This window comes from Gammaproteobacteria bacterium (assembly GCA_011375345.1).
Classification (GTDB): Bacteria; Pseudomonadota; Gammaproteobacteria; order DRLM01; family DRLM01; genus DRLM01.
Genome location: DRLM01000017.1, coordinates 35,157 through 54,029, shown reverse-complemented (window position 1 = coordinate 54,029; position 18,873 = coordinate 35,157). Strand labels below are relative to the sequence as shown.

The 18,873-nt window shown below is 63.6% G+C and carries 17 protein-coding genes; 4 read left to right on the top strand and 13 right to left on the bottom strand.

What is annotated here, in order from left to right; translation table 11 throughout:
- Positions 1-10: 10 nt before the first annotated feature.
- From topA to ENJ19_01535, 4 genes are all read right to left on the bottom strand, one after another.
- Positions 11-2,314: a type I DNA topoisomerase gene (gene topA / locus ENJ19_01550; GenBank protein ID HHM04414.1), complete on the bottom strand. Its 2,304-nt coding sequence runs from the start codon at positions 2,312-2,314 to the stop codon at positions 11-13.
- A 103-nt stretch (positions 2,315-2,417) separates the two neighbouring features.
- Complete coding sequence (locus ENJ19_01545) at positions 2,418-2,897, bottom strand: DUF494 domain-containing protein (protein HHM04413.1); 480 nt, start codon at positions 2,895-2,897, stop codon at positions 2,418-2,420.
- Positions 2,894-4,018, bottom strand: a complete 1,125-nt coding sequence (gene dprA, locus ENJ19_01540; protein HHM04412.1) for a DNA-protecting protein DprA — start codon at positions 4,016-4,018, stop codon at positions 2,894-2,896. Before dprA ends, ENJ19_01545 begins: the two co-directional genes overlap by 4 nt.
- A 40-nt stretch (positions 4,019-4,058) precedes the next feature.
- Positions 4,059-5,111 (bottom strand): LysM peptidoglycan-binding domain-containing protein, encoded by a 1,053-nt coding sequence (locus ENJ19_01535; protein HHM04411.1) that lies wholly within the window; start codon positions 5,109-5,111, stop codon positions 4,059-4,061.
- A gap of 254 nt (positions 5,112-5,365) precedes the next feature.
- Here ENJ19_01535 and ENJ19_01530 point away from each other — a divergent pair, with 254 nt between their 5' ends.
- A complete protein-coding gene (locus ENJ19_01530; GenBank protein HHM04410.1) occupies positions 5,366-5,866 on the top strand; it encodes a peptide deformylase in 501 nt (166 codons plus the stop codon).
- Here ENJ19_01530 and ENJ19_01525 read toward each other — a convergent pair.
- From ENJ19_01525 to rep, 4 genes are all read right to left on the bottom strand, one after another.
- On the bottom strand, positions 5,861-6,571 hold the full coding sequence (locus tag ENJ19_01525) for an alpha/beta fold hydrolase (protein HHM04409.1): 711 nt from the start codon (positions 6,569-6,571) through the stop codon (positions 5,861-5,863). The genes ENJ19_01530 and ENJ19_01525 overlap by 6 nt on opposite strands.
- 91 nt (positions 6,572-6,662) lie before the next feature.
- A complete protein-coding gene (locus ENJ19_01520; GenBank protein ID HHM04408.1) occupies positions 6,663-6,938 on the bottom strand; it encodes a DUF861 domain-containing protein in 276 nt (91 codons plus the stop codon).
- 10 nt (positions 6,939-6,948) lie between these two features.
- Positions 6,949-8,835 carry a biosynthetic arginine decarboxylase gene (speA, locus tag ENJ19_01515; protein HHM04407.1) on the bottom strand — a complete coding sequence of 629 codons (1,887 nt, stop codon included), beginning with the start codon at positions 8,833-8,835 and terminating at the stop codon, positions 6,949-6,951.
- Positions 8,836-8,940: 105 nt separating this feature from the next.
- Positions 8,941-10,944: a DNA helicase Rep gene (gene rep / locus ENJ19_01510; protein ID HHM04406.1), complete on the bottom strand. Its 2,004-nt coding sequence runs from the start codon at positions 10,942-10,944 to the stop codon at positions 8,941-8,943.
- Positions 10,945-11,090: 146 nt separating this feature from the next.
- Here rep and ENJ19_01505 point away from each other — a divergent pair, with 146 nt between their 5' ends.
- On the top strand, positions 11,091-12,065 hold the full coding sequence (locus ENJ19_01505) for a hypothetical protein (GenBank protein HHM04405.1): 975 nt from the start codon (positions 11,091-11,093) through the stop codon (positions 12,063-12,065).
- 49 nt (positions 12,066-12,114) lie between these two features.
- Here ENJ19_01505 and ENJ19_01500 read toward each other — a convergent pair whose 3' ends face one another.
- The 5 genes from ENJ19_01500 to ENJ19_01480 all read right to left on the bottom strand — a co-directional run bounded on the left by ENJ19_01500 (position 12,115) and on the right by ENJ19_01480 (position 16,812).
- Positions 12,115-13,389, bottom strand: a complete 1,275-nt coding sequence (locus tag ENJ19_01500; GenBank protein ID HHM04404.1) for a TRAP transporter large permease subunit — start codon at positions 13,387-13,389, stop codon at positions 12,115-12,117.
- Positions 13,390-13,397: 8 nt separating this feature from the next.
- Positions 13,398-13,931 carry a TRAP transporter small permease gene (locus ENJ19_01495; GenBank protein ID HHM04403.1) on the bottom strand — a complete coding sequence of 178 codons (534 nt, stop codon included), beginning with the start codon at positions 13,929-13,931 and terminating at the stop codon, positions 13,398-13,400.
- Between the two features lie 10 nt (positions 13,932-13,941).
- Positions 13,942-14,937, bottom strand: a complete 996-nt coding sequence (locus ENJ19_01490) for a C4-dicarboxylate ABC transporter (protein ID HHM04402.1) — start codon at positions 14,935-14,937, stop codon at positions 13,942-13,944.
- Positions 14,938-14,959: 22 nt separating this feature from the next.
- Positions 14,960-15,808 (bottom strand): hypothetical protein, encoded by an 849-nt coding sequence (locus ENJ19_01485; GenBank protein ID HHM04401.1) that lies wholly within the window; start codon positions 15,806-15,808, stop codon positions 14,960-14,962.
- Between the two features lie 173 nt (positions 15,809-15,981).
- Positions 15,982-16,812 (bottom strand): uroporphyrinogen-III synthase, encoded by an 831-nt coding sequence (locus ENJ19_01480; GenBank protein HHM04400.1) that lies wholly within the window; start codon positions 16,810-16,812, stop codon positions 15,982-15,984.
- A 132-nt stretch (positions 16,813-16,944) separates the two neighbouring features.
- On the opposite strand from ENJ19_01480, the gene ENJ19_01475 reads away from it, so the two are divergent.
- Positions 16,945-17,391 (top strand): SUF system Fe-S cluster assembly regulator, encoded by a 447-nt coding sequence (locus tag ENJ19_01475; GenBank protein ID HHM04399.1) that lies wholly within the window; start codon positions 16,945-16,947, stop codon positions 17,389-17,391.
- Positions 17,392-17,423: 32 nt separating this feature from the next.
- Positions 17,424-18,869, top strand: a complete 1,446-nt coding sequence (gene sufB / locus ENJ19_01470) for a Fe-S cluster assembly protein SufB (GenBank protein ID HHM04398.1) — start codon at positions 17,424-17,426, stop codon at positions 18,867-18,869.
- Positions 18,870-18,873: the final 4 nt, after the last annotated feature.

Genomic DNA, 18,873 nt, shown 5'->3' with positions numbered 1-18,873 from the left:
CCGGACGCGCTCAGCTTGCAGCGGCCTGCTCCGCATTTTCAGCGGGCACGGCATAATCGCATTCTTTTTGGGGGCAGACTTTCTCCGTGCCCCGCCGCTTGGTGGTTTTGATGGTGAGAATGGGCCAGTTGCATTTGGGGCAGGGCTCTTTCACCGGAAGATTCCACACGGCGTACTTGCACTCAGGGTAGGTGGAGCAGGAATAGAAAATCTTGCCGTAGCGGGATTTTCGCTGCAGCAGCGTGCCCTTGCCGCATGCCGGACAGGTCACGCCGGTGTCCTGGGGTTTTTCCAGTGGCTCGATGTGCTTGCATTTGGGATAGGCGCTGCAGCCGATGAATTTCCCGTAGCGCCCTGTGCGGATGTATAAATCGGCGCCGCATTTGGGGCACTCGCGTCCTTCCACTTTCTCAGGTTCAGAGGGACGCTCTTCGCCGCCCAGGCTGCGGGTATAGTTGCATTCGGGATAACCGCTGCAGCCGATGAAGCGTCCGCGCTTGCCCAGGCGGATACTCAAGGCTTTGCCACACTCGGGGCACTTCTCGTCCGTTATCTCCTGGGTGACGTCTTTGCGCGCGACGTTCTCGTCGATGTCTTTGACCTTGTCCCGGAACGGTTCCCAGAACTTGCGCAGTACCGGGTGCCAGTCCTCTTCACCGCGGGAAATGGCGTCCAGCTCGTCTTCCATGCGGGCGGTGAAGTCGTAGTCCACGTATTGGGTGAAGTAGGTGGTCAGAAAACGGTTGACCACCCGCCCCACATCGGTGGGATGGAAGCGGCGTTTTTCCAGGGTAACGTATTCGCGCTGCTGCAGCGTGGAAATGATGGCGGCATAGGTGGAGGGCCGGCCGATGCCGTGCTCTTCCAGGGCCCGCACCAGGGTGGCTTCGCTGAAGCGCGGTGGTGGCTCGGTGAAATGCTGTTCTGAACGCAGTTTCACCAGCTTCACTTTGTCGCCCTCTTGCAAAGGCGGCAGCATTTTCTCTTCGTCGCCGGTTTTGGCGTCGTCCACCCCTTCCTGGTAGACGGCCATGAAACCCGGCTCGGCAATGGTGGAACCGGTAGCCCGGAAAACGTGGGCGCCGTCGGTGCCGGGGTTTAGATCCACGCTCACCGTGTGCAAAGTGGCGTGGATCATCTGGCAGGCGACGGTGCGCTTCCAGATCAGATCGTAGAGTTTGAACTGATCGGCGCTCAAGTGGGCTTTGACCGAGTCCGGCGTCTGGCTGGCGGTGGTCGGCCGGATGGCTTCATGGGCCTCTTGCGCGTTTTTGGACTTGGTTTTGTAAACATTGGGTTTTTTCGGCACCGCTTTGGCGCCGTAGCGTCCGGCGATAAATTCCCGCAGCGCCGCCACGGCTTCTTGCGCCAGATTCACCGAGTCGGTCCGCATGTAGGTGATCAGGCCCACGGCGGCGCCATTGATGTCCACCCCTTCGTAGAGCTGCTGGGCGATGCGCATGGTGCGCTGGGCGGAAAAGCCCAGTTTGCGGGAGGCTTCCTGTTGCAAGGTGGAGGTGATAAAGGGCGGTGCGGGGTTGCGCTTGCGGGACTTCTTCTCCACCTTGGCGACGGTGAGCTGGCCCTTGGCGGCAGCAGTGAGGGTTTTTTCGATTTCAGCGGCCTGTTCGGCCCTGGTGACGCTGAACTGGGTCAGCTTCTTGCCCGCGTACTGCTGTAGTTTGGCGACGAACTTGTCTTTGCCCCTGGCCGAGTCCGCTTCGATGGTCCAGTACTCGCGCGGAGTGAATTTCTCGATCTCTTCCTCGCGCTCCACGATCAAGCGCAGAGCCGGGCTTTGCACGCGTCCGGCGGACAGGGACGGGCGGATTTTTTTCCATAGCAGGGGCGAAAGATTGAAGCCCACCAGGTAATCCAGAGCCCGGCGGGCCTGCTGGGCGTTGATCAGGGCCAGGCCCAAATCGCGGGGTTGGGCCATGGCCTCCTGGATGGCGCGCTTGGTGATCTCGTGAAACACCACCCGTTTGACCGGTTTGTCCCTGAGCACACCTTTTTCCCGCAGCAGTTCACACAGATGCCAGGAAATGGCTTCGCCTTCCCGGTCCGGGTCGGTGGCAAGGTAGAGGGCATCGGCCTTTTTCAGCGCCTTGGCAATGGCGGCCACATGCTTTTCATTTTTTTCTATGGGCTGATACTTCATGGCGAAATCGTGCTCGGGATCGACTGCGCCCTCCTTGGGCAGCAGGTCGCGCACATGCCCATAGGAAGCGAGTACTTCAAAGTCCTTGCCCAGGTATTTCTTGATGGTTTTCGCCTTGGCCGGCGATTCCACAATGACCAGATTTTTACTCATCAGCCTTAAGGGGTTGGTTAACGGGGTCAATAGGTGACGCGGTCAGGTGCCGTGCTGCAGCCGTCGCGCCGCAGCCCTGTATCGCCACGCCAGGAGAATTAGTTTAGTGCAGCGCGCCGGGGGTGCCTTCGAACACCAGGTCCTCCATCCAGGCGAAGGCCGCTTCCTTGCCGGGCTGGTTGAACAGCACCATGAGGATGACCCATTTGAGGTCGGTGAGGTCAGTGTCTTCCTCCCCCAGCGCCATGACGCGATCAATGACCATCTCGCGGTTGGCGGGATCCAGTACACCCAAGTGCTCGAGAAAGGTCAAAAAGCCGCGGCACTCCACGTCCAGCCTTTCGCACTCTTCCGCGGTATAGATCCTGACCGCATGGCGGGTGGTGAGGGGCGAGGTGGCGGCGCTCTCGCGCAGGCTGGCCAGTTCCTCCAGCCAGGCGAAGGCCTTGTCGATTTCCCCCCCGGGGAAACCCGCCCGCTGCAATTCTGCCTTCAGGGAGGCCTGGTCCGCCTCCTCGTCCATGTCTCCGTACATGTAGTTTTCAAGCAGATACATCAGGATGTCCAACACGTTTTCTTTCATTTTGAGGTCTCTGGTTCGAGCCGGGAATAGAATCCGCCGGGCGCTGCGGCAACGAGTCCATGCAATTCCAGTTCCAAAAGAATGGAGGAAACCCGCTCCGCCGTCAATCCACTGCGCTCCACCACCAGGTCCAGGGGCACAGGCTCATAACCCATGCAATCGAGCAAGTCCTGGTGGGGGATGGCGGCTGCCTGGGCGGCATCGGAGCGGGGCGCCGCCGCAGCCGCGTTCCGGACAAACTGGGCGATGCTGCCCAGTTCCCCGACGATGTCTTCAGCCGATTCGATGAGTTTTGCGCCCTGCCGGATGAGCGCGTGGCAGCCCCGCGCCAGGGGGTTGTGAATGGAGCCGGGAATGGCGAACACGTCCCGCCCTTGCTCCGCCGCCAGGCGCGCGGTAATCAGCGAACCGCTTTGCGGTGAGGCTTCCACCACCAAGGTGCCAAGACTCAGGCCGCTGATAAGCCGGTTGCGGCGGGGGAAGTGCGCGGGACGGGGCGGGGTGCCCAGTGGAAACTCCGACACCAGCGCGCCCTGCCGGGCGATGGCTTCGGCCAGCTCGCGGTGTGCCGAGGGATAGATCCGGTCGGGCCCCGTGCCGATGACGGCCAGGGTGATCCCGCCGCCTGCGAGGGCACCGGCGTGGGCGGCACCGTCTATACCCACGGCCAGCCCGCTGGTGATGGCCAGCCCCTGCCGGGCCAGCTCACGGCTGAAAGCGCGGGCATTGTCCAGCCCGGCGGGGCTGGGGTTGCGGCTGCCCACCACGGCCACCTGGGGATGGCTGAGGCAGGCGGGCTCGCCCTGCACGAACAGCACCGGCGGCGGGTCTTTGAGTTCTTTCAGCAGGGCGGGGTAGCGGGCGTCGTCCAGGGTGATCAAATGATGAGCGGGTTGTTCCGCCCAGCGCAGATCCTGGTCCACACCGGACCGATCGAAGCGCGTCAGCGCGGTCCGCACCCGTTCGGGGAGTTCCCCCGGCCGGGCGGCGGCGTCGAAAATGGCGATGGGGTTCCCACAGCGTTCCAGCAGGCGCTGAACACCCTGCGGCCCCAGGTGTGGGGTGCGCACCAGGGCCAGCCAGTGGGCGAGTTTGTTGTTATTGTCAGGACGCTGCGCCATCCCGGGTGCCTCCAGGTGGCCGCCGCGACGGCTGATAAGGTCAGGGGTTGCCGACGGTGTCGTGCAATCGGATGTCGCGGCTGGCCTGTGTGACCAGGCCATAGCTTACCCTGTCGAAGGTCCGAAATACCATGATAAGGCCGGAGCGGGCATCGGGCAGCGTGACGGTTTGGCCTTTTTTCCTGGCGGTGATCAAATCCCGCACCTTGTCGCCGGAGCGAAAGGCCGCAAACACGTGACCGGGCCGCACGCCGTCGGCGTGGCCGCGGTTGAGCACCACCACCTGGAATTGGCCCACCCTCGCGACGGCATCAAACATGGCGATGATGCGGCCGTGGATGTCCGTTTCCGGGGCGCGGGGGATGAAATGCGTATCGAGGGTTGAATTCTCCGGGAAGGGCAGCAGCCGGTCGCCGATCAGCACTTCCCGCGAGGAATCCAGGAAAGTCAGCGTGGTGGGGTCGCCAAAGGCCTCCACCCGGGCTGTCCCCACCCGGAGCGCTTCGTAGCCGATGATTTCATCATCCTCGGTGTCCGGATCCCGGTAAACCCGGCCGGTGCGGAAGGCCTGGTAGCGGGCGGTGGACTTGTCCATCATGCCGCGGGCATAGACAGTATCGTTGGCGGCGGCCACCAGATGGCCCTCTTCCATGGCGACAATATAGGGGGCGTGGTCGACTTCTTGTTTGCCCACCACATATACGTCCAGGAGAAACTGCTGGATGGCGTCCATGGGTAAAGTGGGGATGGCGCGCTCCAGCTTTTCGATGCGCACCTGGGGGGACAGTTTCTCGGTATTCAGGGCCGGTGACATTTTGAATGCCGGCCGGGCGTTTTCCGGCGCCCGTTCCAGCATCAACACCGGCTCGCCGTTGCGCATGACCAGGGAGATCACATCGCCGGGATAGATCAAATGGGGGTTTTCAATGGCGGGGTTGATATACCAGATGTCCGGCCATTTCCAGGGATTGCGGAGAAAGCGCGCCGCGATACCCCAAAGCGTATCACCCGGAACCACCACGTAGCGGCCGGGGTGATCAGGGTTGAGTACCACAGTGTCGGCCCGCGCCGGGCCCGCCAAAGCCGCCAACATCAGGGCCAGCAATGCGGGGCGGAGCACAAGGGCGAACGGAGAGCGTGGTGGTCTGTCCAAATGATGCCGCGGCACGGTATGACTCCCTGGGTAGCGTGGCGGATACCCCGGCGAGGATGCAGAAAAGCACGCCTGGCTTGGAGTACCGGTCCCTGATTCGATACTATTCGTCGGATTGGCTGCGCGTGCAATACGCGGCCATCCACCGCTAGCAGTATATACGGCAATTTACCCCAGACCTTGACGGAATTCACATGATCCTGCCCATTCTTCATTTTCCCGATCCCCGCCTGCGCTTGGTGTCCAAACCGGTGGCCGCGGTGGACGCTGACATCCGTGGCCTGCTGGACGATATGCTGGAGACCATGTACGCGGCCCCGGGCGTGGGTTTGGCGGCACCCCAGGTGAATGTGCCGAAGCGGGTGATTGTGGTGGATGTGAGCGAAGCCGGCAATGACCCCCACTACTTCGTCAACCCCGAAATCGCCTCCCGCGAGGACGTCTCGGATCTGGAAGAGGGTTGTCTTTCCGTGCCCGGTGTCTATGAAAAAGTGGAGCGGGCCGAACGCATCCGGGTGAAGGCGCTGGGACGCGACGGCAAGCCTTTTGAGATGGAGGCCGACGGCCTGCTGTCGGTATGTATCCAGCACGAGGTGGACCACCTGGACGGCAAGCTGTTTGTGGATTACCTCTCCCCGCTCAAGCGCCGCCGCATCGGGAAGAAAATGGAGAAGCTGCGCCGGCGGACCTTATGATGAGACCCGCTGCGCCGGCAGGGCACACAGGGCGGGGTCGGTGGCCACCCGTTCTTCCACCAGGGTGCGCAAATCCTGCAAACGGCGGTGGAAATAGTGGCAGGCGCCGTCCATAAACGCCACCTCCGGCGCCGGGTAAGTCCGGGCTGACCAGCGCAGCACTGCCTTTGCGGGCACCAACTCATCGTCGGTGCCCTGCACCACCAGCCAGGGGCAGCCGGGGGGCTCCAGGGTGGAGAAGTCGAACAGGTTGATGGGGGGCGCGACGGTAATGAGCCGGTCCACGGCAAAGGCCTGCGCCGCCCGCAAGGCGACGTAGGCGCCGAAAGAAAAACCCGCCACCCACAGCGCCCGGTCCGGATAACGCTCGCGCAGTTGTTCCAGAATACTCAGCAGATCGTCCACTTCACCCGCGCCACCGCCGTAGGATCCGGCGCTTTGGCCCACCCCGCGGAAGTTGAAACGCAGGGCGGGCACGCCCATCTGGCTCAAGGCCCGCGCCAGGGTCAGGGTGACTTTGTTGTGCAGGCTGCCCTGATGCAAGGGGTGGGGATGGCACACGACCGCGAGCGCCTGGGACGTGGCGCCCACCGGCGGATGGCTGAGCACCGCTTCCAGCTCGCCTGCCGGACCGTCCAGCACCAGGGCGCGCTCGCGGCGGGATCGTCCTGGCTCGATGAAGTGATCGGTGCCGAGTATATCCATGCAGTCTCCAGTGTCTGGCTGACGGGCGCTCCCGCGGGGCGGGCGGATCATAAGTGGCCCGCGCCCCCTTTGTCAAAAAAACAGGCCCTGTTCAGCCGAAGTGGTAGTGCTTGCGCACCGCTGCGCGAACATCCCAGGTGCAGCGCAGGCCGGCGCCAAAGGTGACCACATCGCCTGCCCCAAAACGGACCGCTTGGCCCTGTTCCGGGGTGACCACCACCTCACCTTCCAGCAGGTAGCAGGTCTCGCGGCTGTCGTATTCCCAGGGGAAGGTGGACACGTCTTTGGTCCAGATGGGCCAGTCCGCCACGCCCAGTTCCGCGAGCCGCCCAGGCGTTGCGCCCCGTTCGATTTTGATGTTCGCCATTTTGATCCCCCTACTCTTCCAAATACGTGTAGCCGCTCAGTCCCGCGTCCAGTTCCCGGCTGTATTGTTTGCGCGCTGCCCGGCTCACGCTTGCGGCGGCGAGCTTCTGGCGATAGGCCCGGCGCAGATCTTCCGGGGCATAATGCACATAGCGCAGCAGGGCGTCCACCGTGTCGCCCTGCTCGGGCTGGGTGAGGCGGTGGCCCTCGGCGGTGAGTTCCACATTCACCGAGGCCGTGTCGCCGAACAGGTTGTGCATGTCACCCAGGATTTCCTGGTAAGCACCCACCAGAAACAGGCCCAGCAAGTATTGTTCCCCGGCTTTCAGTTCATGCACCGGCAGGGTGGTCTCGACGCCGTCCTCGTCCACGTAGTGCTCGATCCGGCCGTCGGAATCGCAGGTCAGGTCTTCCAGGACGGCGCGCCGCAGCGGCGGCTTGTCCAGGCCCTGCAGAGGCAGGATGGGGAATATTTGTTCGATGGCCCACACATCCGGAGCGGATTGGAAGACGGAGAAATTGCAGAAATATTTATCCGCCATTTTCTCGCTGAGTTCGTCCAGCGCTTCCCGGTGGGCGCGGGTGGCGGGTTTCAGCGCCGCCCGCACTTTGCGGCAGATGGCAAAGTAGAGTTGCTCCGCGTGGGCCCGCTGCGCCAGATTCAACACGCCGTGGGTGTACATGCTTTGTGCCTCGCTGAGCCAGTGCACGGCATCGTGATAGACCTCCAGCACACTGCGTTCCCCCCAATGCTCCAGGGCCCGCCACAAATCGTGCAGGATCAAGGGCGCGTCCGCAGCGGGAGAACCGGGTTCGGCGGCAGGAAAAGGTTCGTGATCGACAACGTCCGTGATCAGCACCGCGTGGTGGGCGGTCATGGCGCGACCGGCCTCGGTGAAGAGGTCGGGGTGGGGCAGGCCGCTTTGCTCGCAGCACTCCCACAGGGTGTGCACCACGTTGTGGGCGTATTCGGGGACGCTGTAGTTCATGGAGCAAAAACTGCGCGAGCGGGTGCCTTCGTAATCCACCCCCAGGCCGCCACCCACGTCCATGACCTTGATGGGGGCGCCGGCAGTGTGCAGCTCAGCGTAGTAGCGGGCTGCTTCCCGCAGGCCCTTTTGGATGTCGCGGATATTGGCGATCTGTGACCCCAGGTGAAAATGCAACAGTTCCAGCGAGGCCGTCAGGCCAGCTTGCTTTAGGTGCGCGAGCGCCTCCAGCACCTGGCTGGCGGAAAGGCCGAATTTGGATTTCTCCCCGCCGGTGTTCTGCCACTTGCCGGCGCCGACGGAGGCCAGCCGCACCCGCAGGCCCAACAGCGGTGTGATGCCCAAATCCGCCGCCTCGTTGATGACGTGGTCCAGCTCCGAGAGTTTTTCGATGACGATGTAGACGCGCTGGCCCAGGGCCCGCCCGATCAGGGCCAGGCGCAGGTATTCGCGGTCTTTGTAGCCGTTGCAGACGATGACCCCCCCCGGCGGCGCCAGGGCCAGTACCGCCATCAGCTCCGGTTTGCTGCCCGCCTCCAGTCCCACCCGCGCACCGCCGTGGGACAAAATGGCCTCCACCACCGTGCGCTGTTGGTTGACTTTGATGGGATAGACCGCCGTGTAGCGGCCGCCGTAGCCGTGGCTGGCGGCGGCGGCATCGAAGGCCGCCACCAGGGTGTCCACCCGGTCGCGCAAAATATCGGTGAAGCGCACCAGTACCGGCAGGGCCAGGCCCGCCCGGTGGATCTCGGCGCTGAGTTCCACCAGGTCGATGGCCTGCCGGCCGGCACGGGGCTGCACGGTGACGTGGCCGTGGGCGTTCACGTCCACATAGCCGTAGCTCCAGTGGCTGATGTTGTAGCGGCGGCGGGCGCGGTCCAAATCCCAGGGCGGCGGCGGTGCATTCATCAGCGGCACTCAACGTGGCAAGGAGGCGGGATTATAGAAGATTTGTTTCGCCGGGGGACTGTCCCGCACAGCTCACCAGCACAGTCGGCGCCGGGCCAGGGCGGCTCAATTTGTCAACAGGCTGCGCAGACTGGCCATGTGGGCCTGGCCCTTTTTCCGGCGTTGGACCGGATCCGCCACCTGGCCCACGCCTTCCCACACCACATCGTCCTGCGGCAGTTCTTTGAGAAAACGGCTGGGCTCCCGTCCGATCCGCTCCCCGCCCCGTTTGCGCCTGGCCGCCAGGGTCAGCGCCAGGGTTTTCCGGGCCCGGGTCAGACCCACGTAACACAGGCGCCGTTCTTCCTCGATGGTGCCGGCTTCCAGGCTGTTGCGGTGGGGCAGCAGCTCTTCTTCCATGCCCACCAGAAACACGTGGGGGAATTCCAGGCCCTTGGCGGCGTGCAGGGTCATCAGGTGCACCCGGCCGCCGGTGTGTTCCTCTTCGCCCCGTTCCAGGATATCCATCAGGCTCATGTGGGCGACCAGATCCGCCAGGGTTTTGTCCGCTGCGTCCTTTTCGGTGAGGCGCTGCATCCAGGCGACCAGCTCCCACACGTTGTTAATGCGACGCTCTGCGACTTTGTCGTCTCTGGCGTTGTCACGCAGCCACAGTTCGTAGTCCGCACCGTGGATCATGTCTTTGACCACGGCGATGGGGTCGCCCCGCCTGCCGCGGTCGCCCAGGTCCACCAGCCATTGGGCAAAGCGGCCGAGCCGGGTCACGGCCCGCTCCGGCAGATGTTGTTTGAGCCCCAGTTCAAAGCAGGCGGCAAACAGCGAGATGTGGCGGCCGCCGGCGTACTCGGCCAGCTTTTCCAGGGTGGCCGGGCCGATTTCCCGCCGCGGGGTGTTCACCACCCGCAAAAAGGCCGCGTCGTCGTCGGGATTCACCAGCAGGCGCAAATAGGCCATCACGTCGCGCACCTCGGCGTGGCTGAAAAAGGAAGTGCCACCGCTCAGATAGTAGGGGATGCGCTGATCCCGCAGGGCCCGCTCGAACAGACGGGCCTGGTGGTTGCCGCGATACAAAATGGCGTAGTCGCCAAAGTCCGTGCGGTGGCGGAACTGGTGGGCGAGGATCTCTGCCACCACGCTCTCGGCCTCGTGCTCTTCGTCCCGGTACTGGATGACCCGCAGGGCGTCGCCGGGGCCGCGCCCGCTCCACAGGCGCTTGGTGAACACGTGGGGATTGTTGGCGATGAGCGCATTGGCCGCATTCAAAATCCGGCCGCTGGAGCGGTAGTTCTGTTCCAGCTTGATCACTTTGAGCTTTGGATAGTCCTGCTGCAGCTGGGCCAGATTCTCCGGCTGGGCGCCGCGCCAGGCGTAGATGGACTGGTCGTCGTCCCCCACCACCGTCAGCGCGCCGCGCACGCCACTCAGCAGCCGCACCAGTTGGTACTGCGCGCCGTTGGTGTCCTGGTACTCGTCCACCAGCAGATAGCGCAGGCGGTTCTGCCAGCGTTCGCGCAGCGCCACATCGTCCCGCAGGAGTTGCACCGGCAGGGCGATGAGATCGTCGAAATCCACCGCATTGTAAGCGCGCAGATGGCGCTGGTATCCGGCGTACAGGGTGGCGGCCAGCAGCTCCACGTCGGTGGCAGCCTCGTTCACCGCCCGGCCGGGATCGAGCAGGGCGCTCTTCCAGCGGGAAATCTGCCACTGCGCCTCTTTCACGCGGCCGTCGTCCAGGGATTCTTTGCGCAGCAGCTCTTTGATGAGCCCGGCACTGTCTTCGGCGTCGAAAATGGAAAAGCCCGCGCGCAACCCTGCCGTTTGCAGCTCCTGGCGCAACATGTTCAGCCCCAGGGTGTGAAAGGTGGAGATTTTCAGGCCCTTGGCCTCAGCCCCCAGCAACTCCCCCACCCGCGCCTTCATCTCCCGCGCCGCCTTGTTGGTAAAGGTTACCGCGGCGATGTGCCGCGGCGCTGTGCCGCATTCGCGAATCAGGTAGGCGATCTTGTGGGTGATCACCCGGGTCTTGCCGCTGCCGGCGCCGGCCAGCACCAGCAGGGGGCCGTCCAGATAGCGCACCGCCGCGCGTTGTTGGGGATTGAGTGGGGGCATGGGCAACCAAAGTGTGGGAAACAGCCAGCCGGCCGGTGCCGAAACCGGGTCCGGGAGCTTAAACGGGGCGGAACGGAAATGCAAAGCGGCCGGGCGCCGACGGACATTGCCGCCTCTTGCGAGGGGCTGTGAGCTGTTTTGCTATCATGGCCCTGGTGTCAAGTCACCGGTGTTTTGGAAATGCGCGCCCCGCCCCTGTCTTTCCGCAAAATGAAAAAAGCTGTTTCTTTGGACGCCGGCGGGCACCGGACCGGGATCTTCTCATGAGGGGCGGGGCGGCGCGTCACCGGAGTTTTGCCCTGGTCCTGGCCGGTGGTGGGGTCCGGGGCCTGGCCCATGCGGGGGCGCTGCGGGCGCTGGAGCACTATGGCTGGCGGCCCCAGGCCATTGTGGGGGTTTCCATGGGGGCCATTGTGGGGGCCACCTACAGTCTGAACGAGGGCTGGTACGGCGCGCTGGCCAATCTGAACACCAGCGGTTTTCCCAAGCCGGTGGCCCGCTCCCACCGCACCCTGCGCGGGCGAATCCGCAACCTGCTGGCCTCGGAACGCGCTTTTGCCGAAATGCTGCTCGGCTGGGGCGTGGGGAGTGCCAGCCTGGAGCAGGGGCGGCGCCTGCTCACAGCGCTGACGCAGGACAAGAATCTGGAGGACGGCCGCATCCCCGTGGTGGCGGTGGCCACTGATCTCATCTCCGGCCGGCGGATGGTGCTGGAGCATGGGCGGGCCGCCGATCTGGTCTATGCCAGCGCGGCGCTGGCGGGCGTGCTGCCCCCCTTTGTCTGCGGCCAGCACCTGCTGGCGGACGGCAGTTACGCCGGCGCCATTCCCGTGGATGTGGCACGCTCCTTCGGGACCGAGCGGGTGATGGTGATCTACCCCAGTCAGGTGCACCTGCCTCACAGTGTGCACAACGGCTTTGAGGCCATGCGGCGGGCTGAAGATATCAGCCTTTCGGCGCAGGCCCAGGTCCACCTCAAAGAGGCCGACTTCGTACTCGTTCCCAATTTTCCCTGCCTTATCGATGCGCTGGATTTTCGCCACAAGCGGCTGTGCGTGGCCAGGGGCGCGCGCGTCGTGCGGGACAATCTGCCGTCGCTGCGCCGCCTGCTTGACCACTGAGCTCCCCCCCCCCTCAAACGTACGCCGGACCGAGTCCTTAGGCCGGGTGTCACCGCCCCGGCAGCGTCAGGCTCAAGGCCGGCCAGTAGGTGATGATGAGTACGGCCAGCAACAGAATGACAAAAAAAGGCAGGGTGGCGCGGTACAGGGTGAGGATGGATTTTTCAAAGCGGTAGCTCGCGATAAACAAGTTCATGCCCACGGGGGGGGTGAAGTAGCCGATCTGCATATTGGCCAGAAAGATGACGCCGAGATGCACCGGGTCGATGCCGTAGCCCACAGCGACAGGCAACAGCAATGGCACCATGATCATCAGGGCCGAAAATATATCCAGCATCATCCCCAGTACCAGCAGAAACACATTCAGCAGCAGCAGAAAGGTCAAAGGACTGCTGATGTGTGCCTTGATGGTTTCAAACAGGCGGGTGGGCACCTCGGCGTCGATGAGGTAATTGGTGGAAGCCAGGGACACGCCCAGTATCACCAACACGGCACCCACCAGGATCATGGACTGGCGAATGATGTGGGGCAGGCGCTTCAGCGGAATGTCCCGGTAGACCAGGAATTCCACCACCAGCACGTAAAGGGCGGTCACGGCCGCCGCTTCCGAGACGGCGAAATAACCGCTGTAGATGCCGCCGAGCACAATGAACGGGAGAGGCAGTTCCCAGCGCGCCTCGATGACGGCTTCTTTGGCTTCCAGCAGGGACCGGTCCGGCAGGGGCAGGCGCCGGCCCTGCCAGTAGCTCCAGGCGCTGAGCAGGGCAATCATCAAGATGCCCGGCAACAGGCCCGCGAGAAACAAATCGTCGATGGTGAAAGGCTCGCCGGTGCCCAGTTGCTGCGCCACCACCCCGTAGAGAATCAAGGGCAGGGACGGTGCGAACAGCACACCCAGGCTGCCCGAGGTGGTGATCAAACCCAGGCTGAAGCGTTCGCGGTAGCCGGTCTGCATCAAGGCGGGAAAGAGCAGCGCGCCCAAGGCGACGATGGTGACGCCGGAAGCGCCGGTAAAGGCGGTGAACAAGGCGCAGGCCACCAGGGCCACCATGGCCAGCCCTCCCGGCAGCCAGCCGAGCAGAGCCTGGGTGAGCCGCACCAGGCGGTGCGGCGCACCGCTTTCGCTCAGCACATAGCCGGCGAAGGTGAACAAGGGAATGGCCAGCAACACCGGCATCTCCGCCAGGCGGTAGATTTCGATGGCGACCACGGAAAGGTCGATACCGGCGGAATAAAAACCCAGCAGGGCACTGGCGCCGATCACGGCAAACAAGGGCGCGCCCAACAGGGCCGCCACCAGCAGGGCGAGCGAAGCGATCAGCATGTCAGTGTTCACCGGCGCTGACCGTCACCACCCTGACCGGCCTCGCGGTCCGCCGCTTCCACGTTCTGGCAGTGGACAGGGCAGCACACACCCAACAGGAAAAACCCCGCGTAGCGCACCCCCATGAGGGCGAAGCCGATGGGAATGATGGCTTCGCACACCCAGGCGGGCACGCCGGCAAAGGCGATAACGCCGTCGGCCTTTTCCATGAACACGAAGCGGGCCGCGTGCCAGGCGATCAGGCCGCAGACCAGGGCGCTGAACAAGTTGGTGATCAAGACGGCGGCGCGTTTGCCGCCATCCGGCAGGAAGCGGGACAAAACGTCGATACGGATGTGGTTTCCGCCGCGGGTGGCCGCCAGGGCGCCGATCATTCCCAACCACAACACGGTGACGCGCAGGAAGGGTTCGCTCCAGGCCGTGCCCGCATCCCAGGCGTTTCGCATCACGATTTGCCCGGTGGCGACCACAATGACGGCGATCAGCAGCAGTGTGATCAGCGCGTTTTCCAGCCAGGTGCTGAGGCGGGTGAGGCGGCTCAGGCGGCGCTGCCTAACGCTGGCCATGGCGGTAAGCGTTCAGATAGCTGTAAAAGGTGTCAGTGATACGTCTGCTGATCGTGCCCTGACGCACCAGCTTGTCCACCGCAGCGCCGACGGCCTCTCGCCAGGCCTGCCGGGCTTGCGGCGTGGGCTCCACGAAGGTGATGCCCTGCGCTTTCAGGGCCGCCAGGGCCCGGCCGTTGTCCTCCCGGTTGAGACGGTCCAGGCGTCTGAACACCTTGCTCATCACCTCCCGCACCACCATTTGGTCGGCCGGGCTGAGGCGGTCGAAATCCCTGCGCTTGAGCACGATGGTGCCAATCAGATACATCAGGGGCATGTCCGTGGCGTACTTCACCTTGGTGTGCCATTGCAGCGCAAGGGCGCCAATGGGGGAGGACGCCACGGTGTCGATCAGGCCGGTCTGCAGGCCGGTAAGCACATCGGCCAGGGGCAGGGGGATGGGTGAGACGTGAACCGCCTCGAAGGCGGCCTGGCTGAACACATCACCCTCAGGTACCCACACCTTGTGGCCGGCCAGATCGGCGATGGTGGTCAGCGGCGCGTTGGACATGAGGTAGGCGAAACCGCCGTCGCTGAAGCCGAAACTGACATAGCCGGCCTGATACAGGGCATCGATGAGCCGGGCATCCATTTTGCCGCGCACATAGTCCACTTCCTCGTGCGAGGTGAAAGCCATGGGCAGGCTGTACACCTGGGCGTCGGGATAAATCAGCGCCAGCCCGCCGCCGGTGAGGGCCCCGCCGCTAAGCTGACCCACCCGCATTTTGCGCACCACGGCCTTGTCGTTGCCCATGACGCCGCCGGGATAGAAGCGAAACCTGACCCGGCCATGGGTGCGCATTTTGATGTCCTCCGCCCCAGCCTTCATTTCCTTCATCCAGCGGGTGCCGTCCGGGACAATGGTGGCGATTTTGAAGGTTTTGGCCTGCACGGCGCCCAGGGGCAGCAGCAGACAGCACAAGGCAACAGCGAACGTTCTCATGGTTGTTTTTGTCCTTTGCGGGTTAGTCCTCGAAATAGTCCGCCGAACCTGCCAGCAGCGACCGGGCTGCGCGCTGCGCCAACACGTTGCTGAGTACCAGGTCGGGGCTGTGGGGATCGGCGGCGAGTACTTCTTGCAGCAGCCGGTCGTGCAGGGCCTGATCGAACATCAGGCGGGCATAGCGGCGGGCGTATTCCACTTTGGCAATCAGATCTTTGCCCTGGGAAATCGAAATGGCCAGGCGGAAGTGGGCGCGGGCCTTGTCCGGCCGGCCGCCCAGGCTGGGGGGGAGCTGGCTGTTGATCACGGCAAGATAAAGATGCGCCCGGCCCCATTCGAAGTCCTCGTCCAGTTCGATGACCCGCTCCATGACCGCCTCGATTTTCGCCAGGTCGGCCACCGCGTTCCAATCATCACTGTGGGTGTCCACCCAGGCCGCCCAGGCGGCGCCGTAAGTATACAGAGTGGCCACATCGTCTTCGTCGATCCGGGCCAGGGTGGGGACGTAGTCCTCGAAAGCGCCGTGTTCCTTTGCGCACACCTCGGGATAATCTTCGCACAGGGCGCGGCGGCCGTAGTCCCGCGCTTTTTCCGTCAGGCGCGCCGCCCGCTCGGAATCTTCGGCAAAGGCGGTGGCGTAGGCGCCGTTCAGGTCGGCCCCGGCGCGCAGCAGGGCCACGTCATCGGGCGCGTCCATCACCAGGGAGTCCAGCAGCAGCAAAAAAGCGGGGGCGCCGCTGCGCACGGTTTCGGGGTCGTCTTCATTGAGAATGGCCGCCCCCAGATTGTGGGCCAGGCGTTCCGACAGGGACGTGCACGCCCCCACCGACAGCAGCACGGCTGCGATCAAAAGGATTTTCACTCTGCCCATAGAGGCCGTTCGGTCAGCGTTGCGGTCGGGCAGTCATCACACCGGGCCCCACGTCTTTGAAGCTGGCGCCTGGCTGCCCCATGTCCACCTTAATGTCGAAAGCAAAGAGGCGATATTACAGCAAATGAGGGCTTGCTGTGAGACAGGCATCCTCAAAAAAAGGCCGTGCAGGTTCAGTCCCGCGCAAGTGCCGCCACGATGGCCTTGACCAGCGGTTTCATGAAGAAGCTGGACTGTGGCATCATCGCAACCGTCACGCCCCTGCTCTCAAGCGCCCGGGCCACCACCGGCCCCACCGCCGCCACCCGGGTTCTGGCCATGCCGCTGGCCAGTGCGTCCTGCAAACCCGCCTCTTGCGCCAGCTGCCATACCCGCTTGACCTGGGGGCCGCTGGTAAAGGCGATGACGTCGATGTTTCCGGCACCCAGGGCTTCGATGAGGTGGATGACCTGCCGGTCTTCCGCCTCGGACGCATAGACATAAGGCGCCACCGGGTCACACTGGGCACCCGCCTCCGACAAAAACGTCATCAGCGCCGGGTTCGGATCGCTGCCGTAGCACTGCACACCGATCCGGCGGCTGCGGAGATCGTCCTGCCGCAGCGCCTCGATCACCCCGGCAGTGGTGGGGGCGGTGGCGCTGAGAGCAGGCTTCAGGCCCAGTTTGCGCAACTCGCGCGCAGGCTTGGGACCGCGGGTGATGGTGCGCACCCGGGCCAGGCGCTCAACAAATGCCTCCTTCGCGCCCAAGCGTTCCGCAAAGCCCAGCAGGCGCCGCAGCCCCTCACCGGTGAGCAGAATCAAATCGTCCATTCCGCCGGCATTGAAGCGCTCCAGCCAGGCATTGACGGGCGCAGCGTCGGGGGCGTCGTGAATGCTGATCAAAGGGCAGCGCAGCGTGGTGGCCCCCCGCTCCTCCAGCATGCGGGCGAACAAATCCAGCTCGCGCTTTTCCGGCAGCGCAATGGTGCGCCCCCGCAGGGGCAGTGGCTTGGCGGCGTTCATGAACGGATACGCTAACCCCTGTCGCGGGGAACGGCAAGCGCCGGGCGGCAATTCCCCTAACATATCCGCCGTTGACGCCGAAACCAATTAGTACCAAAATAGTCCGAAATATGCCATAGGGCTCTTAAGTAAATGTTGCGCGTAGGTAAATTGACAGATTACGCCACGGTGGTGATGACGCATCTCGCGTGCGATCCTGCGCGCCTGCAAAGCGCCGCCGAGATTGCCACCGAGCTGGGGCTGGCCCTGCCCACGGTGAGCAAGATCCTAAAAGCCCTGTTGCAACACGGTCTGTTGGTGTCGCACCGCGGCGCCAAGGGCGGCTACACCCTGGCGCGGCCCCCGGCGGAGATTTCCGTGGCCGCCATCATCGCCGCCATCGAAGGCCCCATCGCCCTTACCGAATGCAGCGACAGTGACGGCCTGTGCGACCAGGAGCGTGGCTGTTCCGTGCGCGGCAACTGGCAGCGCATCAACCGTGCCGTCAGCGCGGCATTGGAAGGGGTGACGCTGGCCGAACTGGCGGAGCCCGGGGTGCAACCGCTGCGTTTCATGCGCCCAGGCGGAAGCCCGGTTTGAACCTTGATTCCACGCGACGTACAGGTTAACCCATGACCAAAAACCAACCCATCGACGCCCTGGTGGGGCGTGAATATGACGCCGGTTTTGTCACCGACATCGAGTCCGACACCTTCCCCCCCGGCCTCGATGAAGACGTGATCCGCGCCCTCTCGGCCAAGAAAAATGAACCGGAATTTTTGCTGCAGTGGCGGCTGAAGGCTTATCACCACTGGCTGGAAATGCGCGAACCCCACTGGGCCCACCTGCACTATCCGCCCATCGACTATCAGGCGCTGAGCTATTACTCCGCACCCAAAAGCAAAAAAGACGGTCCCAAAAGCCTGGACGAAGTGGACCCTGAGTTGCTCAAAACCTATGAGAAACTGGGCATTCCCCTGCACGAACGCGAACGCCTGGCGGGGGTGGCGGTGGATGCGGTGTTCGACTCCGTATCCGTGGCAACCACATTCAAAGACAAGCTGGCGGAAAAAGGCGTGATTTTCTGCCCCTTCTCCGAGGCCGTGCGCCACTACCCTGAGCTGATCGAGAAATACCTGGGCACAGTGGTGCCCCCGGGTGACAATTTCTTCGCTGCGCTCAATTCCGCGGTGTTCTCCGACGGTTCGTTTGTGTACGTCCCCAAGGGCGTGCGCTGTCCCATGGAGTTGTCCACTTATTTTCGCATCAACGCTGCCAGCACGGGCCAGTTTGAACGCACTTTGATCGTGGCCGACGAGGGCAGCTATGTGAGTTATCTCGAAGGCTGCACCGCACCCATGCGCGATGAAAACCAGTTGCATGCCGCGGTGGTGGAGCTGGTGGCCATGGCAGGGGCGCAGATCAAATATTCCACGGTGCAAAACTGGTATCCCGGCGACGAAAACGGCCGCGGCGGCATTTACAACTTCGTCACCAAACGCGGCCACTGCAAAGGCGCGCGCGCCAAAATTTCCTGGACCCAGGTGGAGACCGGCTCCGCCATCACCTGGAAATACCCCAGTTGCATTTTGGAAGGCGACGGCTCCGTGGGCGAATTCTACTCGGTGGCCCTGGCCAACAATTATCAGCAGGCCGACACCGGCACCAAGATGATTCACATCGGCAGGAACACCCGCTCGACCATTGTCTCCAAAGGTATCTCCGCCGGCCACGGCCAGAACGCTTATCGCGGTTTGGTGAAAATCCTGCCCTCTGCGGCGGGTGCACGCAATCACACCCAGTGCGACTCTCTGCTCATGGGCGACCAATGCGGCGCCCACACCTTTCCCTACGTGGAAGTGAAAAACCCCACGGCGAAAGTGGAGCACGAAGCCACCACCTCCAAAATCAGCGCAGACCAGTTGTTCTACTGCAGGCAGCGGGGCTTGTCCGCGGAAGACGCCGTGTCCCTGATCGTCAACGGCTTTTGCAAGGAAGTCATCAAAGAACTGCCCATGGAATTCGCGGTGGAAGCGCAGAACCTCTTGGGAGTGAGTCTGGAAGGCAGCGTGGGATGACAAC